The sequence below is a fragment of the Paenibacillus sp. HB172176 genome, from assembly GCF_011947265.1.
Classification (GTDB): Bacteria; Bacillota; Bacilli; order Paenibacillales; family Paenibacillaceae; genus Pristimantibacillus.
On record NZ_JAATHD010000011.1, the window covers coordinates 1 to 18,159 of the forward strand.

Below are 18,159 nucleotides of genomic sequence, written 5' to 3' on the forward strand. Positions count from 1 at the left end.
CGCTAACTCAAATTATTCGTTCCAAGCAGAAAGCGGCCCAGCAGGACGCCGATTTCCTTGCTTCTTAATGATGTAAAACTTTTTACTGTCCAGTAGATAAGTATGTAGATAATATGCTTACCGAATTTAAAGGTAAGATTCATAGCGTTTATATGTGTGGCTCGATTCCAAAAGGAACTGCTGTACCTTTTAAGTCAGATGCAGACTTTACTATTGTATGTGAAAATCCCAAAGATATTGATTATGAAAAATTGTCAAATATTAAAGACAGGCTTTTGGAAGAATATCCTGTAGTAACTAAGATTGATACGACAATTTGCTCGATTGACGATGTTTTAAGCAAACCGAATGAATGGGGTTTTTGGATTAAGATAATATGTGTTTGCATATATGGTCATGACGTTGGTGAAGAAGTACCGCCGATAATTATTTCTCCAGAGTTCATTTTAGACTTAAATACAGAGACCAAGAAGGAAGTAGATCGTGTACATTGTTTACTTTCTAATGCTAGTGATGACACAATGAAGAACAGATATATTAAAGGCTACTCAAAGAGATTAATTCGTGCTTTATACTCTTTGGTTTTAGAAGATACAGGTGTATGGCAAGATGACATGATTAAGATGAAGAATGCCATATTAGACTATTGCGAGATTGACTCTGATTTAGTTAATTATCTGTATGCTTGTTACTTGGATAGTAAAAATGTACTTATTGAGGAGTTTCTGGGAATTGCAGATGAAGTATATAGCTATTTTGAGAACGCGTTAAATGCAATGGCTGCTTCCAGAACTTCCTTCGATTAACACCATATTCAGCCCTCTAAGCCCGTCGGGACGTGTAAAAGTATAAAGAAAACTGAAACGCGTCGCAGTCACTCTACGATCGTTTAAGGCAGTAAAAATTAGTGAATACACAATCGTTAGGCGGAATTGCAAAAAATGCATTTTGGAGGAATTTCAATGGAGTTTGAATGGATAGGGTCTGAACAGAAGTATCTGGATGAGATATTTATTACATCTCTTGGTCATATTCAAATTGGTTGTTTTGGCGGCAGCACAAAAGTCGGAGCTCTTAAGAATGAGGATGCAATTTACTGTATTCAATCACTAGAGAAAAACTGGGTATTTGCTGTGCTTTTGGATGCACATAATAGCTCAGAGAGTGCAAAGATAGTAATAGAAGTACTAAAAGACAATAGAGATGAGATCATTGAGATTTGCAATTCAGAAAACGTGTTTAAAGATTTGGAGCCCTACATAGTTAGCATTCTATCAGAGGAACCTTTTAGAAACCAATGCCGAACAATCAATGGAGAAACTTCATGCTTATTTATCTTCCAAAAAGGGGCATTTATTTGGTGGTTATCAATTGGTGACTGTATGGGCTATTTATTCCATCCTGAATTAGCTAAGTTTCATCAATATGGACTCAATCAAAGGCAGTTTTTTGAATGGATAGGACAAGTCAATACATTTGATCTGCAAGTGCCTTGTTACAGTTCAGGCAGGAGACAGTTAAGACAAGGAGTCAATCTTATTTTATTATCAACTGATGGATTATTGGATTGCGAAAACGGGAAGTATCAGTCTTCCTGCAATCTTTATAATAGCTTTGTCAATGAACAAGAGATTCATAAAAATCTAAGAATGGTCTTAGAAGACATCATGAATGATCACGTGAAAGACAGTACTTCACTAATCTGTTGGCAGGTTAATAATTCCCACCAGGTATTATATCCTTCAGATTAGAAACCACCTAACCCAATGAACCCGTGATTATCGACCCGTGTTTTACGTATAGTTGCAACTGAGTAAGGAGAACAGGATAATGAAAAAGTATATACTCTTTGATCATGATGGTGTCCTGGTTGATACTGAGTTCTGGTATTACAAAGCGGGAGAGCGTGCTCTGGCTGACATTGGATTCAGATTGGATAAAGATCAATATCTCCGCGACATGACTCAGTCACTGGGTACTTGGGCTCAAGCCAGGGCAGCAGGCATTGATGAACAAACCATTAACAGGCAGCGTGAGGTCCGAAATGTTTATTATCAAGAATATTTGCGAACAGAAGCCATAGAGATTGAAGGTGTAGTAGAAACTCTGGCCGAATTGTCAAAGTATGTCCGCATGGCCATCGTGACGACCTCAAAGCATGCGGATTTTCAACTCATTCATGAAAAGCGCCAGATTGTACAATTCATGGATTTCGTCCTTGTTCGCGAAGACTACGAGCACACGAAACCGCACCCGGAACCATATTTGACCGGTCTAAAGCGCTTAGGGGCTACCCCGAAAGAAACCTTGGTTGTAGAGGATTCAAACAGAGGGTTGAACTCTGCCGTGGCGGCTGGTATCGACTGTGTGATTGTTCATAACGACTTCACAAAAACACATGATTTCTCTAAAGCTAACTATCGAATCAACAAGTTAAGCGAACTAAAGAACCTAATTCTAAATGCAAACAAGCTGGATTAAGCAAAGCAAGGAGTTGATAGGATGTATGAAATTACAATGAATTTGGTGGACGATTGGATCAAGGTTGTGAAAGAGGTGTTTCGCGGCTCGGGTACGCCTCTCGAAGACGGACTGTCCGAGGAAGAAACAGCGCTGATTTATTTCCGCCAGACGCTTGAAGAAGAGGCGGCCCACGATATGGCGACCCGTACGCTCGAGCGGCTTCGGGAGATGGAAGCGACGATAATCAGTCATATGGACTCCATTATTGTACCAGATATACGGAAGCGAACGAAATATGTAGGCGACAGCTTCGAGTTCTGTTGGGTATTCAATCAAGGCGAGCACATCGTGGAGCTTAATTCGGAATATCGTATTCCGTTATAGGATCATTAAGAAACGAGGTGGCAGCTATAGTTATTATCGGAGAAACTGGACATTCTCATCGAGGAAGTGAAGAAGCAGCGAGGAGGTTGACGGAGGATGTGGAGAAATAAGCTAATTATCGTTGGCATTATGATGCTCGGAATCACATTCGCCATTCAATTACTCGATCAAGAGAAGAAGGTATACGGCAATGATCGGGAGTCGATTGTGAACGTTATTCATTCTATTGATGGCTATGAGCATGCAGAAGTTATTCTTCTTGATGTTCGTGACTTTGGGGATTACAGAGTCGCAGGCTTTTTATCCGATCAGACTCCCTCAAGCATTGAATTTCATAAGAACAAGGATGGCAATTATACATGGCAACAAGTAGAGTCTCACGAGGACGATAAATATGCTGTATTCTTGCCCACTCTCTTCGGCACAGAAAAACGTTCCATGATGATTATTTCGAAGAGTCGCAATGGAATATCGAAGCTGCAGGTTGATGTGAACGGTGAAAGGATGGAAGCGGACATGAATCCAGACATATCGAATGTGAAATGGATCACTCTTCCCGAATCCAGCACAGGCAGCTATGAATTTCGTCATTACAAAATGTACGACAAGGATGGGAAGTTAATGGAATGAGCGAGGATTAAGAGATTAAGAGGTGATCCATTATGAAAAATTTCATCAAAAGCTGGCTGCCTAGCATTCTTATCGCAGTGGTTTGCTCGCTCCTTATTCGAACGTATGTCGCTGAAGCCATGCTGGTGCCATCGGGCTCCATGCTGCCGACGATTCAATTGCAGGATCGCGTCGTGGTAGAGAAGCTAATGGGAATCACGCATCTGGAGCATGGAGATATTGTTGTGTTCTATCCTCCGGTTGAGGGTGAGGAGCATACAAGATTCGTTAAGAGATTAATCGGATTACCAGGCGATACGATTCAGATTAAGGAAGGGTATCTCTATCGGAACGGCGAGAAGGTGACTGAAACGTATCTGGAGCAACAAATGAATTACAGCTTTGGTCCGGTCACGGTTCCGGCTGATCATTATTTCTTCCTGGGGGATAATCGGAACAACAGCTTCGATTCCCATCTATGGCCTACTCCTTTTGTAGCGAAGCAGCAGCTGATTGGCAAGGTGTTGGTGAACATTCCAACCCATTATTTATTCGGCGATTAATGCATTGATACGTTATCCAAGGCGCATGAGTCTTCATTCGGCTGTTTCAGCTTATTCGCTTGAACCATGCGTAGAAGCTTGTCTGCCCGACGTTGATCGGTGCTGCAGCAAATCTCGATACTCCTGCGGAGCGATGTTCATGATTTTTTTGAAAAACCGATTGAATGCGATGCCGGACTGATAGCCAACCTCGGTCGCGATCTCGTTCATTCGCTTGTTGCTGTGCAGGATGAGATACTTGGCCCGATCGATCCTGGCTTCCATGATGTGATCGGAGATGGACTTGCCCGTCACTTGCTTGTACAGCCTGGACAGATACGTCGGATGGAGATGCACGTGCTCGCCGAGGCGGGTCAGGGAGAGATCATGATGCATATGCTCCGCGATGTAGAGCTGAACATCCTGAATCAGCCGATTCGAATGGTTCTCGGAATCGTTCAGCGTGCATTCGAACAGAAATAACGCGAGCTCGCGGCAACGGCTGGCGTACGTCGTCCAATCGTCCGCTGGGTCCGGCGCCAACGCTCCGAATTGCTCCGAGACTTCCGAGACAAGCTGCTTTCGATTGATATGGCCGAGAAACAGGTAGCCCAGGAAGTGCTTCGTCTCGAGCACGAGTCCTTCGTGCTCGCTGACGTCTCCGACGAGGACGAACAGATCTTCGAGCTGCGAGAGAAATTCCTCCTTCTTGCCCAGCGCCAGCAGACCCGGCATGGCGGAATACTTCGCAAGCCGCAGGAACATGTCCGAGGAAGAGGCGCCGGCGGGCGGCAGCTGCCGACGGGAGCGGTTGCTTCGTAATTCGTGCTCCGTAATCAGCAGCTCGTGGTTCAGGCCGATTCCGTTCTGCATCAGGAATTCGAGCTGCTGAAGCTTCTCTGCCGCCTCGTTCCAAGGAGTCGCCGAGCTGCCGAGCACCATGGAAATCCGAAGCTTGAGCATGACGCGGCATGTATTCTGAATCGTCTCGAGAATGCCGTAGACATGGCGGAACGAGCGCTCCGATTCCCGAACATCCTCCAATTCGTCGACCGGCTGCCACAAGCCGACGATATGGGAGGCATCCAGGTTCACCATGGCCAAGCGCAGATTGCCGCCCAAGTACTCATCCATGATGTTCCGCGCGGAATAGAGCAGCAGCGCCCGGTCGGACCACGTCATGGACTGCTTCCATCTGTCGATCCTCGCAACGAGCAAGCGGACTGGCGACGCGGGACGCAACTCGATGTCGAGAGCATGGAATTGTTCGGTCAGCTCCCGTTCGCCGATCGACTTGCCGTGCAGCAGCTCGAGCAGGAAGTCGCGTTGAAGCGACGGCAGAATGATCTTGAACTGCTGCTTGGCGCTCGCGACGAGTTCCCGATTCTCCCGCTCTTCGAGCAATTCCTCGGCCGCTTTGTTCACCGCCTCGAGGATCCGTTTGTCTCCTTCCGTCTTCAGGATGAAGTCGTAGCTTCCGAGCGTAACGGCCTCGCGCGCGAATTCGAAATCCTGGTAGCTCGTCAGGAAGATGACTTTGCACGCGGGCAGACGCCTCTTGACCTCTCTCAGCATCTCAATGCCGGACATCTTCGGCATCTTGATATCCGACACGATGATATCGATTCCGTGGCCGTCCATGACGGAGAGCGCCTGCGGAGCGGAATACGCCTTATACACCTCCAGCCTTCCGTCCGACTCTTCGACAAACAGGTCGTGCAGGCCATCCGCGATGACTCTCATATCGTCGACGATTAATAGTTTCAGCATATCCGATCATCCCCTTCTAATGACGATTTGCATGTTAAGCCCGCCAAGAACGCCTCGATCGATGCGAAGTCCGGATTCCTCGCCGTATTTCAATTGCAGCCTCCGATGCACGTTAATGATACCCGTGCTTTCCTCCACTCTCTGATCTCCGCTGACCAGATAGGCTCTCAGCTTCTCGACGAGACCGTCCCCGGGATCTTCTCCGGTGCCGCTGTCCTCGACGGAAATCCGGACGAAGTCAACGTCCGCATAATAGGATACCGACAGCACGCCGTCCACGAGTTCCTTCTCGAAGACGTGGATGAAGCAATTTTCCAGCAGCGGCTGGACGATGAGACGGGGAATCATCATTTTCTTGATCTCGTCTGGAACAGGCTCGAAGATAACCGTGACGCGTTGTTCAAAGCAGATCGCTTGAATGTCGACGTAGGTTTTGGCGTGCAGCAATTCTTCCTCGAGCGTGATCTCGTCGAGAGAGTTCCGCGTGACAAACTGGAAGTACCGTCCGAGATACTCGGCGATCCGCATCGCCTCGTCATTGCGCTTCGAACGGATGAGACGCTGCAGGACGAAGAGATTGTTGTACAGGAAATGGGGGTTGATCTGCGATTGAAGCCGTTTCAGCTCCGAGCGCTGCTGAAGCAGCTTCTGCTCGTAAGCCACATGAATCATATCATTCAGCGTTTCGGTCATCGTATTGAAGCGCCGGTAGAGATAGCCGAATTCGTCCTCTGATTGGGGGACGAGCGTATACTGAAGCTGGCCGAGCTCGACTTTCCGGAACGCTTGCACCAAGCTCTTCAGCGGCTTGTGAATCAAGCGATACAAGCCGGTCGAGAACAGCACGATGATAACGATCGACAAGAAGGACATGGCCGCGAAAAACTTTTTGTAGATACTGACGGGCTCGTAAATTTCGTCTACCGGGGCGTAGGCCGCGAGAATGGTATCGTCGGACGAAACCTGATAGATGATGAGATAGGGTTCGCCGTCAACGACCCTCGTCACGACATGGGGTTCGAAGCGCTCCTGATTCAGCGAGAGAAGCTCGCTCCTGATCGTGGCGCCGATCTCGTCCTCGCGGCCGGTCCCGATATGCCAGGAGTTGTTCCGGTCGAACAGCAGCGCCTCGCCGCGGTTGTAATTCATAATCTTCGATAGATAGGACGAGATTCGGTCTTCCGAAATCTGAACCGCCAGAATGAACATGCCGGTTCGGGAACTATCCGCGCTGTCCGTTATGAAAGGCAGGTTCATGTACAGGTTGTCCCGATAGGCGACAAAAGGCTTGCCCTGCTTCTTGAGCGTCTCGAAGGCCACGGAATCGAACGGCTTGATGCCTTCGTCCGATACGGTGATGACGAGGTCGAAGAGAGGAAGGTAGGCTTCCGTCTCCGAAATGAAGCTTGTTGAATATTGAAGGCTGCTGAGCTGCGTTCGCACATCGCGCAAGAATCCCGTACGTTCCACGGGAAGAAGATCGGGCCCGATGATTTCCGCATGGGCAATCGCGATATCCAGCGCGCGTTGCTTCAATAATTGCTGGATTTTCAGAAACTCGTTGTCGAGAATATTCTGGTAGGCTTGCACGGAGCCGGTAAGCGTTCGTTCAATCTCCTGACGATTCTTGCGAGCGCCGATATCGTTGACGTAATAGTTGAAGATATAGAGCGGGGCGATGACAATGAGCAGCGTGACGATCAGCTTCGTCAGAATTGTCCGGTCCATGAATAATCTGCGGATGCTCTTCCTCTTCGTCAGCACTTCACATGCCTCCCCGTTCAATATGCGAGCCGATACCTCATTATAGCAGACGATCCGCTGCGGCAGGCGCTAACCATCTTCAACCTGTCTTAACCGATTGACACTTGATGCTTCGGGAGCCGGCGGCATTCGAGATGAATTGGATAATGGGGATGCAGCCTGGTCGCAATCGGTTTATATTCAGCCCCCCTAAGCCTGAATTATAATTTAGATATCGGCAGCGCATTAACCATCCGAATTCGTAATGAAGGGGAGAAGCTACATGTTCAGAAAAATGGCAATGATGATCAGCCTCGTTCTGGTTCTCGTGTCGATCGCGGCCTGTTCCTCGGGCAACAACGGGAACGGGAACGTCAGCAACGAACCAGGCAATACCGCAAGCACGGACAAGCCGATTACGAAGGGGCCTAGCGAACCGGCAGAGCCGCCGACGAAGCTGTCCATGATCGTTCAGAACCATCCGGCGTATCCGCTGCAGAAGGATTGGCTGGTCTACCAAGAGCTCGGAAAGAACGCGAACGTCGAACTGGACGTCAGCGGTTATCAAGGCAACTGGTGGGAAGCCATCCCGCTTGTCGTCGCTTCCGGCGACATGCCCGACCTGATGTGGATGTCGGGACCGGATATTATTCATCAGTTCGGCAGCGAAGGAGCGCTGGTCAACCTGCTCGACTATATGGATCAGATGCCGAACCTGAAAGCGTGGATCGACGATCACAAAGAAATAACCGACGCTCTGCTCTCTTACGACGGCAAGCTGTACATGCATCCCGCGCAAGGCGCCTTCGGCGATTGGGATGGCCTGTGGCTCTACAGGGAAGATATATTCAAGAAAAACAATCTCGAAATGCCGAAGACGTACGATGAATTCTATGATGTCCTGGTCAAGCTGAAGGAATTGTATCCGGACAGCTATCCGCTCTATGTGCCGGACTGGGGCGCGCTCAATCAAATCGCGTACAGCTTCGGCACGGAGAACACGTATTATTACAACAACGAAGCGAAGGAATGGCGCTTCGGCCCGACCGAAGACAGCTACAAGCAGGCGCTGCAATTCCTGGTCGACGCCTACAAGGCGAAGCTGATTCCGCAGGAATTCGGCAATCTCGACAGCAACAAGCGGAACGAAATGGTCACGACCGACAAATCATTCGTCGTCTATGGCTACATCGGCCATATCGACACTTACAACAATCTGGCGCGGGCGCAGAATCCGGATTTCAAAATCGCGCAGTTCACACCGCCGGGCGGAGACGGCCACGAAGGGGTACACGGCACCCAGTTCCTGTTCCAGGAAGGCTTGACGGTCACCACGACATCCAAGAACAAGGAAGCAGCTTTCCGGTTCATCGACTCCCTGTTCACGGAGAAAGGCCGCGAGATCGCAAGCTGGGGCAAGGAAGGCGTGACGTTCGAAAAAGTGAACGGCGTCAATCAATATATGGCGGATATTACGGATACCGCGACGAGAGCGACCAAATACGGCATCCGTACGGCTGGCGTAGACGCTTGGTTCGATAACGACGCGAATCTTGCGCTCTTTAACGACGAGACGAAGGCCGCTTACGAAGAAGCGAGCAAGCATATCGCGCCGGCCTCCGAAGTCGCGGTGTTCACGAAGGACGAAGCCGATTCGATCGCGATCAAGAAGGATGCCATCGGCAAATACACGTCGGAAAACATCAGCAAATTCATCATTGGGCAGCGTCCGATGAGCGAGTGGGACGATTATGTGAAGGGGCTCGATAATCTTGGCCTGAACGACGTGCTGAAGGTATACGAACAGGCATACGCCCGTTCGCAGCAATAAGATCGGGGAGGACTGCGTGCGATGAAACAAAGACCATATTGGCAGAGGCTGCGCGACAGCAGGTTCTTGCTGCTGCTGCTGTTGCCGACCTTCATCTACTTTGCGATCTTTGAATATGGTCCCATGTTCGGCATTGTGGTCGCCTTCAAGGATTACAATACATTCGCCGGCGTATGGGCCAGCGAGTGGGTTGGATTGAAATATTTCAAAATCTTTCTGTTCGACAATCCGGATTTCCTGCCTTTGCTTCGCAACACGGTGTTGATCGGCGTCTACAGTCTGCTCTGGGGCTTCCCGGCGCCGATCGTCCTGGCCCTGCTGCTCAACGAACTGCGGAACATGGCGTTCAAACGGCTGGTGCAAACGGTCAGCTATCTGCCGCATTTCATCTCGAACGTCATTATCGTCAGCATGGTGCTTATCTTCCTCTCGCCGGACGGAGGCATCGTGAATCGCTTTCTCGGCCTGTTCGGGGTTGAACCGATCTATTTCATGTCATTGCCGGAGATGTTCCGTACGATCTACATCTCCTCCGGCATCTGGCAAGGCATCGGCTGGGGCACGATCATCTATCTGGCCGCGCTGACCACAATTGATCCGAATCTGTACGAGGCGGCGGAGCTCGACGGGGCGAGCCGGTGGCGGAAGACGATTCATATCTCGCTTCCCGGCATCGTGCCGATCACGATCATCATGCTGATCCTGAACATCGGCGGTTTGCTCGGAACGGGCTTCGAGAAGGTGTTCCTGCTGTACAATCCGCTCGTGTACGATACGGCGGACATCTTCTCGACTTACACGTACCGGGTCGGACTTCTGCAAGGCAGATTCAGCTACGCGACGGCCATCGGCGTCTTCAACGGCGTCGTCGGGTTCCTGTTGATCGTTGGAGCGAACTGGCTTGCCAAGCGAACGCGGGAGACCAGCTTATGGTAGGAGGGAGAAGATGAAGAAGAAAATCGGCGCGTTCGACTTCATGAACGTTGCGGTCATGATTGGGCTGATGGCGGCGACCGTCTATCCTTTCTGGTATATGATCAGCGTCTCGCTAAGCGGCGAGCTCGCGATCATGCAGGGCAAGGTTTCATTCTGGCCGGTGAACCTGACGACGGGATGGTACGAGACGGTGTTCCACGATCCCCGGATCGGTACCGGTTACCGCAATACGGTGATCTACACCGTGCTTGGTACGATCATTTCCCTGATCGTCACGTCTTCAGGCGCATTCGCCTTGTCGCAGCGCAAGCTGGTGCACCGCAGAGCGTTCATGATGGCGATCGTGTTCACGATCCTGTTCAGCGGAGGCATGATTCCGAGCTTCCTCGTCGTGAAGGAGCTTGGCCTGCTGAATACGGTATGGGCAATGGTATTGCCAGGCTCGGTCAGCGCGTTCAACCTGCTCGTGTTCCGAACGTTCTTCGAAGAGCTGCCGGAGGAACTGTTCGACGCCGGGCGCATCGACGGGTTGCAGGACATCGGGCTCTTCTTCCGGATCGTCGTCCCGCTCTCCAAGCCGGTCTACGCGGCCATCGGGCTGTTCGCCGCGGTGGGGCTCTGGAACAATTTCTACAGCGGGATTCTCTATCTGCGCAATCCGGAGTTGTTCCCGCTGACGATGATTCTGAGGGATCTGATCATCGCAGGTCAGCTGGATAGCGAGATGGCGGCGCAATCGTCCGCAGGCGGCGATCTGGTCACGACGGACGCGCTCAAGTTCGCCACGATCATCGTCAGCACGCTGCCGATTCTGATGCTGTATCCGTTTCTGCAGAAATATTTTGTCAAAGGCGTTATGCTTGGATCGGTCAAAGGATAATAGCAAAGTCGGCGCGGCCGTTCATGGACGCGCCGGTTTTGCAATGATTTGAAGCATTTGCAACAACTATAAGAGGTTGTTCAAAAAGTCCGCTTTCCATCACGAAGTATGCCAAGGAGCATATTCGACATCGAATATTGAATTCAGACGAAACTAAGCGTATGCTTTCGAAGTATGTTTCCTTCGGAAACATTTCAGGTGCTCACGTAGCTTCAACTACGCTCCGCTCCTCAGTTTCTACCTTCATCCAATCTTCGGAAGCGTTTTGAAAAAACGCTGCATCGTAAGCATACGCTATGATGCTGAAAACCGAACTTTTTGAACACGCACTATAAGGAGGAGATTGGATATGGGTTCGGTCAAGATTTTGTTCTGGTTCGACGTGGAGGATTTCATTAACGAAGAGTCCGAGGAGGCGTTCCTCGGACTTCTCGATGTTCTCGACAGCCGAGGCGTCATCGGCATCTTCAAGCTGGTCGGGGAGAAGACGCGCATGCTGGAGCGCCGCGGACGGCGCGACATCCTTGATCGGCTGGCGGGTCACGAAGTCGGGTATCATACGGATTTCCACAGCTTGCCTCCGGTCGTGACGACCTATCTGGAGAAGTTCGATTTCCGCGAAGGAGCGGAGGAATTCGCGCGCAGGGAAGAGCAAGGCTTCGCCGACGTGCGGCGGATCACCGGACAGGACGCGCTCTGCTACGGGCAGCCTGGGTTATCCTGGGCGCCGCAGACCTATGCGACCCTGAACCATTGGGGCGTTCCGGTCTATTTGAACAATTTCTACGAAATCGACATTGACGGGAAGCCGTTCTGGTACGGCGGTCTGCTGAGCATGACCTCGCTGACGGGCCTGATGCATATCCCTATGGGAGACGACTTGCTCGGCCGGATGACCCGCCGCTTCGACGAATTGTGCGAGGCGCAGAAGGACGAAGAGACGGCCTTCATCAGCATGTTCTACCATCCGACCGAATTCGTGTTCGAGCAATATTGGGATGCCGTCAACTTCGCGAGGGGCAAAAATCCGCCCAAATCCGAATGGGTGAAGCCGCCGAAGTATGGGGACGGCGTCATGGAGAGCGCGCTGGAGCAGGTCGGCCAGTTCATCGATTACACCTTGAGCAAGGGGAATGTGTCGTATATCGGGAACAAGGAGCTCCTTGAGCTGGAGCGAACGAAGACGCGGGTATTGACGAAGGAGGAGGTTCTCCGTTACGCCTCCTCGGTCGGGACGGAAGTCGACTTCGTCGTGGACGGCGACGTCAGTCTGTCGCCCGGCGAGCTGTTCTGGGCGTTCCGGCAATTCCTGCTTGGCGAGGAGGCGCTGCCCGAGCTCGTCTACGGACCTCAGCGGCCGTTCGATGCGGTCGTCGCGGAGGGCTTTGCGGCGGGCACGGCAACGGCGGCGGACGCACTGGCGGCGCTGCGAGCCGAATGGCCGAGCGTGTTCGAATTTCGGCAGCTGCCGGATTCGTTCAACGTCGGGGATGCGGTTGTCAGCCCGGAGACCATGTACTGCGCAATGGCGGAGATGATTCGCGGCGGCTTGTCCGGGGAAGATACGGTGTCGCTGCGGGAAGCGAGCCTTGCGACCATGAGGCATGTGAAGGATAACATGAATTGGCCGAATCGATGGATCATTTTCCCGGAAAATCAGGATGTCACCAACACGATGCGCATGTCGAGGCTGCAGACGTGGACGCTGAAGCCGGCCATATTCTGAGCATCAGCGGAGGGACGCCTGAGGCGAGAAGCTGTTCCTAACCATGCAGAAGGACCTCAAAGAAGAAGGACCTCAAATTCCTCTTTACTGTAGGAATTTGAGGTCCTATTACGTCAAATGCCGGAATATTCCCCGAGCTTGGATCAGTTCGGCTTTCTGCAATAATCGTTGTATCATGGCGGCGACTTCCGCACGGGTTATTGAAGCTTGCGGAGCTAGCCTGCTCCGTCTCTCCCCGTCACGATGCCTGCCAGCACACTGTCCGACACGCCGCTTCTTGCCCAACTGGATACGGATGATGCATCTATGAAGGAGTCAAGCAGATTCTCGTTAATCGTGGACTCGGAGCTTGCGGCTTGAAGCCCCGTCAGCTGCATCGCCTCCGCCAGAATCGACATCTCTTGCAGCATAACCACTCCTATGATTTGGTATGAGAGCAAGCTTTGCTGCTCTTCTACTATTTGAAATCATACACGCTGCCAAGGCGTTTGCAAGACACAATGAGAGACTCGTTAATATTGGTTAACTCAATCCGCAGCGGTTAAGTTCTCTTCCTCTTCCATTCGCCATTTCCGTTAACGCCGATGTTGCTATATTCATATGCGTTTATATCCACGAAACGCAAGGCGGACGTATACTGAGACGGAATTCATCGCGTTGCGTGCAATCCAGCCCGAATAGGAGGAATCGATAACGAGAGACCTTTCAACCCCAGAATCGCATCCGCCCCGCATGGCAACCGACAGAATAATCGGATAAGGGAGGAATATTCACCATGGTACTTCCAAACAAACGCATGCTGCTTGTCCGCTGCTCTATGATTGTGTTCGCGGTGCTGCTGCTTATTCCGTTCTTGCCTCCGCACGCGGCGATGGCCGACGAGCCGACGGTTAACGAATGCGACGCGATTCAGACGGCGTGGCTGTTCTGCGACGACTTCGAGCAGGACAGGCTAAGCAGCTATTATTTGCAAAATAAACCGAGCACGTTCGGTCTTGCGACAGACGGAGGCATTGACGGCTCAGCCTCGATGCTCGCCCAATTCCAGGGCTCGTATTCGCGCCCCGGCAATCTGGGTTTCGCATTCGGCAAGACGCCGGACAACGCGACCTATCTGCCGGCAGGAGATCCCGACGAGGTCGTGCAGGAATTCTATTGGCGCTTCTACGTGAAGAACGACGAGGACTGGTCGGTCGGAACGAACGGCGAGCTCGCGAAGCTCTACGCCTACGGACCGGATGATCTGGTCATCGCCCAGATCAGCATCGACGTATCCAGCGGCGATGTCTCCACCTCGTACCGCACGGCGGCCTTCGACGGGAACGGCGTGCCGACCGGCATACAGGGAAGCGGCCTCACCGTTACCGAATATCCGCTGCTTCGTCTGGAGGACAACAGCGAGTGGAACGCGGTGGAAGCTCACGTCAAGCTGAACGATCCCGGCCAGAGCAACGGCGTGTACGAGCTGTGGGCCAACGAGCGGGTTATTTTCCGACAGGACAATATCGACTGGTTCGGCAGCTACGAGGACTACGGCTTCAACGCCGTGCAGATCAGCAATTACAATAGCGCAACCGATACACCGCTTCAATACCGCAATTACGACAATATGGTGCTGAGCCGCGAGAAGGTGGCCCCGGCCATCCCCGAAGCCGTGCATCCAAGCGATCCGCCTCAAGTGCTGTTCGAGGATGACTTCGAGAACTATACGGACGTGCCGATGAACCATGGCTGGCGCGGGATCTCCGACATTGAAGTCGATCAGACGGGCGGCGTGGACGGCTCGCATGCCGCCAAGGTGCCGATTACCGGGCAAGGCAACCATTATCTCGCACGTACGATTTCGCGCGACAACGTGTCCCAGGTGTACGTGAAATTCGATTTCCGCATGGACAATCCTTCGGGCGGAAGCAAATTTCTGAAGCTGTTCGGCAAGCAGATTCAGCCGGCCTCCACGTATGGGTATGCCAATACGACCTTCGGCCTGGACTATTGGGAGGACGTGCTCAAAACCCTGTCGTACGGCAATGGATCGAGCATCGGCAACGACACGGCGACCATCATCGACTATAACGGCACGCATAGTGATCCGGATGTCGTCGTCGAAACCAGCAGCGGGCCGTTCGATCCGAAGGACGGTGAGTGGCATACGTACGAAGCTTTCATGAAGTATAACTCGAATGGCAACCGCGACGGCGAATATATGATCCTGATTGACGGCGTTCCGACCTTGCACGCCACGAACGTCAAGAACCGCAACGATCTTAACTCCAACGAGTTCAGAGCGGTCAGTTTCGCGGACTACACCAGCGATCAATACAACGGCACGCCGTGGAATCTGTGGTACGACAACGTTGTGATCATGGATGACGCCCCTGCTTCCGTGCGCGAGAAGTTCGAGACGTACGTCAATCCGACGGAGCTGATCATCAACGAATGCAGCGTTGCGCAGCCGGACTGGATCTTCTGCGACGACTTCCAGGAGAATCGTCTGGATCAATATTACGATTACTTTAATCGCTGGGGACGATTCGGCATTCAAAATACAGGCATGGAGGCGTCTAGGGCGATGACGTCTTATTACGGCCACTACGACGGGGACCCGGTGACCGACCCGAGCGGCACCTGGCTGAAGCTGGCGTTCGGGAAGACGCCGGACGAGGAAGCTTATATCCCGGCAGGCGATCCCGACGAGATCCATCGCGATCTGTATTGGCGCTTCTACCTGCGCAACAATACCGAGGCGACCGGGGATACCCCGATTAACAACGGGCCGCTGGCGCAAGTGTACGGCTACGGACCGGGCGACACGCCCTTCATGCGCATCAACATCAATTACCCTGATGCGGACGGCATCCTGAATTCGGAGCTCTACACCGGTCAATTCGACGGCAGCGGCAATCCGACGGGCGCCGTGCTGTCCGATACGCTCGAGGGAACGACGCCGATCATGCATCCGGACTCGGCGGGCGATTGGCACAGGATCGAAGTTCATGCCAAGCTTAATGATCCCGGCGTGGCGAACGGCGTCTACGAGCTGTCGATCGACGGCGAGCTCGAATCGAGCAAGACCGGCATCGACTGGGTCGGCAGCTACGAGAATTACGGCATTAATGCAGTCGAAATCTACAATACGAACAATCAGATCGGCGTGCCTGGCGGAGACAACGAGTACCACGCCTTCGACAACATGGTGCTGAGCCGCAGCGCCATCGGCGAAGCCGGACAGGTCGTGACGAACAACGCGAATCTGAAAAGCCTGAACCCTACCGTCGGCAAGCTGGTACCTGCCTTCAATTCGGCGGTAACCGAGTATGAGCTGAAGCTGGAGGACGGCGTTGCGACGTCCGACCTGACGCCGGTGCTGTCCGATGCGCTGGCCGCCATGACGGTAGACGGCGCGGCGCATGGGGATAACGTCGCCTATACCGTGAGCGGCTCGCAGACGAGCATCGTCGTAACAGCGCAGGACGGCACGACCGTGAAGACCTACACGGTCAATGTCGTGCATGAGGAACCGTTCTTCGTCGACGAGTGTGCGAGTCCGAAATCGGCATGGCTGTTCTGCGACGACTTCGAATCGGACCGGATGGATCAATATTTCGAGCATACGAGCCCTTCCCAGTTTTACCGGACGAGTGATGTCGGACTTGGCGGATCCTCCGGCATGAAGGCGGAGTTCCAGGCGGAGGACGGCGAGCAGCATGATACCGGCGCCCTGAAGCTGGCATACGGACGGACGCCGAGCGCGTACCTCGATCCCGTTGCCGCCGAGGACGAAGACCTGACAGAGGTGTATGCCCGCTTTTATGTGAAGAATCAGGAAGACTGGACGGGCGGCGGAGGAGACAAAATGGCTCGCATCTCGAGCATGCAAGACGCCAACTGGGCGCAGTCGATGATTGCTCACGTATGGAGCGCAGCAGACACGAACCGTCTGGCGGCGGCGCCTGCCAGCGGAACGGATGCGGCAGGCGTCCTTCAGTCCACCATGTGGAACGACTTCGACAATCTGCGCTGGTTCAATGGAGGAGCCACGGACACGCCGATGTTCGACGCGGGCCATGTAGGTGAATGGTATGCGGTCGAAGCTCATGTGAAGCTCAATGATCCGGGACAGAGCAACGGCGTCTATGAGCTGTGGATCGACGATCAGTTGGAAGTCGGCATCTACGACCTGAACTGGATCGGAAGCTATGAGATCGGTCCCAATGCGGGTTACGGACTGAACTGGTTCTCGCTCGAGAATTACTGGAACGCCGGGACGCCTCAGGATCAGGAGCGATATTTCGACAACCTGGTGCTGAGCCGGGAGAAGATTGGACTTGCGGTCGCCTCGGAGGAGGAACCAGTAGAAGTCACCGGCAGCGGCGTCATCCATGGCAGCGGCGGATCGCTAAGTCCGGGCGGGAATGCGGACCTGACGATTGGCGTGGTGGATCCGTCGGACGGCTTCACGACCTTGCAGGCCGTGGTCGAATACGATCCGGCGAAGCTGGAATTCGACACGGAAGGCACGGCCTTGGCCGAGTCGGCGATCGAATCGCTGAGAGCAAATTTCAACGTCATCGGTACGGCCATCAAGCCGGAGCTTGGCCAGATTCTCGTGCTGATGGCGAGCGACGGCGCAGCGAACGCGGTCGATGAGACCGACGACTTGTTCCGCTTGCACGGCAAGGTGAAGTCTGATGCCGCTGTTGGCAGCACGACGGTGTCGCTGAGCCAATTCGACGTATCGACGAACGGCACGATCGCCGAATTCGATATTTCGCAAGCGTCCGACGACTTGTCAATTGTCATTGTGACAGAAGCGGATAAGGATGCGCTGACAGCGGCTATAGCAGCGGCTCAGGCACAGTACAGCTTGGCGCCGGAAGGCACGAAGCTGGGCCAATATCCGGCAAGCGCAAGAAGCGCGCTGCAGGCGGCGATCGGCTCGGCACAGTCCGTGAATTCGGACGCAGGGGCTAGCCAATCCCAAGTCGATCAAGCCGCGGTGGATCTGAACGCTGCGGTTCAGACGCTGAAGAACAGCATCATTACGCTGGTGGAGGGAGCGACGAAACTCTCCATTGCGGATCTCTCGATTATCGCAAGCTATCTCGGCGTGACGAGCTCGGATGCTTCCTGGAGCGACATTGAAGCGGCCGATGTCTTAAACAACGGCATGATCGACATCCAGACGCTGGCCGCAATCGCCCAGATGATTCTGGACGATTGGCTGCAGCAATAGAGACAGGCAGGGAGGCGTGAGTCGCCTCCCTGTTTTTCAACG

14 protein-coding genes are annotated in these 18,159 nt (G+C 52.8%); 11 read left to right on the top strand and 3 right to left on the bottom strand.

Annotated elements, in window-relative coordinates:
• The first annotated feature begins 113 nt into the window (after nucleotides 1–113).
• From HFP08_RS15325 to lepB, 6 genes are all read left to right on the top strand, one after another.
• Complete coding sequence (locus tag HFP08_RS15325; RefSeq protein ID WP_168121477.1) at nucleotides 114–806, top strand: nucleotidyltransferase domain-containing protein; 693 nt, start codon at nucleotides 114–116, stop codon at nucleotides 804–806.
• Nucleotides 807–962: 156 nt separating this feature from the next.
• On the top strand, nucleotides 963–1,751 hold the full coding sequence (locus HFP08_RS15330; protein WP_168121478.1) for a PP2C family serine/threonine-protein phosphatase: 789 nt from the start codon (nucleotides 963–965) through the stop codon (nucleotides 1,749–1,751).
• 79 nt (nucleotides 1,752–1,830) lie between these two features.
• On the top strand, nucleotides 1,831–2,481 hold the full coding sequence (locus HFP08_RS15335) for an HAD family hydrolase (RefSeq protein ID WP_168121479.1): 651 nt from the start codon (nucleotides 1,831–1,833) through the stop codon (nucleotides 2,479–2,481).
• A gap of 21 nt (nucleotides 2,482–2,502) precedes the next feature.
• Nucleotides 2,503–2,847 (top strand): hypothetical protein, encoded by a 345-nt coding sequence (locus HFP08_RS15340; protein ID WP_168121480.1) that lies wholly within the window; start codon nucleotides 2,503–2,505, stop codon nucleotides 2,845–2,847.
• Nucleotides 2,848–2,943: 96 nt separating this feature from the next.
• Nucleotides 2,944–3,477 carry a hypothetical protein gene (locus tag HFP08_RS15345; protein ID WP_168121481.1) on the top strand — a complete coding sequence of 178 codons (534 nt, stop codon included), beginning with the start codon at nucleotides 2,944–2,946 and terminating at the stop codon, nucleotides 3,475–3,477.
• A gap of 32 nt (nucleotides 3,478–3,509) precedes the next feature.
• Nucleotides 3,510–4,019 (top strand): signal peptidase I, encoded by a 510-nt coding sequence (lepB, locus tag HFP08_RS15350; RefSeq protein WP_168121482.1) that lies wholly within the window; start codon nucleotides 3,510–3,512, stop codon nucleotides 4,017–4,019.
• Between the two features lie 51 nt (nucleotides 4,020–4,070).
• Here the strand turns inward: lepB and HFP08_RS15355 are convergent, their stop codons facing one another.
• A complete protein-coding gene (locus HFP08_RS15355) occupies nucleotides 4,071–5,768 on the bottom strand; it encodes a response regulator (protein WP_168121483.1) in 1,698 nt (565 codons plus the stop codon).
• Between the two features lie 6 nt (nucleotides 5,769–5,774).
• Nucleotides 5,775–7,532: a sensor histidine kinase gene (locus HFP08_RS15360; RefSeq protein WP_168121484.1), complete on the bottom strand. Its 1,758-nt coding sequence runs from the start codon at nucleotides 7,530–7,532 to the stop codon at nucleotides 5,775–5,777.
• Between the two features lie 262 nt (nucleotides 7,533–7,794).
• Between HFP08_RS15360 and HFP08_RS15365 the strand changes: the two genes are divergently transcribed.
• From HFP08_RS15365 to HFP08_RS15380, 4 genes are all read left to right on the top strand, one after another.
• Nucleotides 7,795–9,342: an extracellular solute-binding protein gene (locus tag HFP08_RS15365; protein WP_168121485.1), complete on the top strand. Its 1,548-nt coding sequence runs from the start codon at nucleotides 7,795–7,797 to the stop codon at nucleotides 9,340–9,342.
• Nucleotides 9,343–9,363: 21 nt separating this feature from the next.
• Nucleotides 9,364–10,278, top strand: coding sequence for an ABC transporter permease (locus tag HFP08_RS15370; RefSeq protein ID WP_168121486.1), 915 nt, complete (start codon nucleotides 9,364–9,366; stop codon nucleotides 10,276–10,278).
• A 10-nt stretch (nucleotides 10,279–10,288) separates the two neighbouring features.
• Nucleotides 10,289–11,158: a carbohydrate ABC transporter permease gene (locus HFP08_RS15375; RefSeq protein WP_168121487.1), complete on the top strand. Its 870-nt coding sequence runs from the start codon at nucleotides 10,289–10,291 to the stop codon at nucleotides 11,156–11,158.
• 349 nt (nucleotides 11,159–11,507) lie between these two features.
• Nucleotides 11,508–12,884 carry a polysaccharide deacetylase family protein gene (locus HFP08_RS15380; protein ID WP_168121488.1) on the top strand — a complete coding sequence of 459 codons (1,377 nt, stop codon included), beginning with the start codon at nucleotides 11,508–11,510 and terminating at the stop codon, nucleotides 12,882–12,884.
• Between the two features lie 215 nt (nucleotides 12,885–13,099).
• Here the strand turns inward: HFP08_RS15380 and HFP08_RS15385 are convergent, their stop codons facing one another.
• Nucleotides 13,100–13,294 carry a hypothetical protein gene (locus HFP08_RS15385; RefSeq protein ID WP_168121489.1) on the bottom strand — a complete coding sequence of 65 codons (195 nt, stop codon included), beginning with the start codon at nucleotides 13,292–13,294 and terminating at the stop codon, nucleotides 13,100–13,102.
• Nucleotides 13,295–13,659: 365 nt separating this feature from the next.
• Here HFP08_RS15385 and HFP08_RS15390 point away from each other — a divergent pair, with 365 nt between their 5' ends.
• Nucleotides 13,660–18,117: a cohesin domain-containing protein gene (locus HFP08_RS15390; protein WP_168121490.1), complete on the top strand. Its 4,458-nt coding sequence runs from the start codon at nucleotides 13,660–13,662 to the stop codon at nucleotides 18,115–18,117.
• Nucleotides 18,118–18,159: the final 42 nt, after the last annotated feature.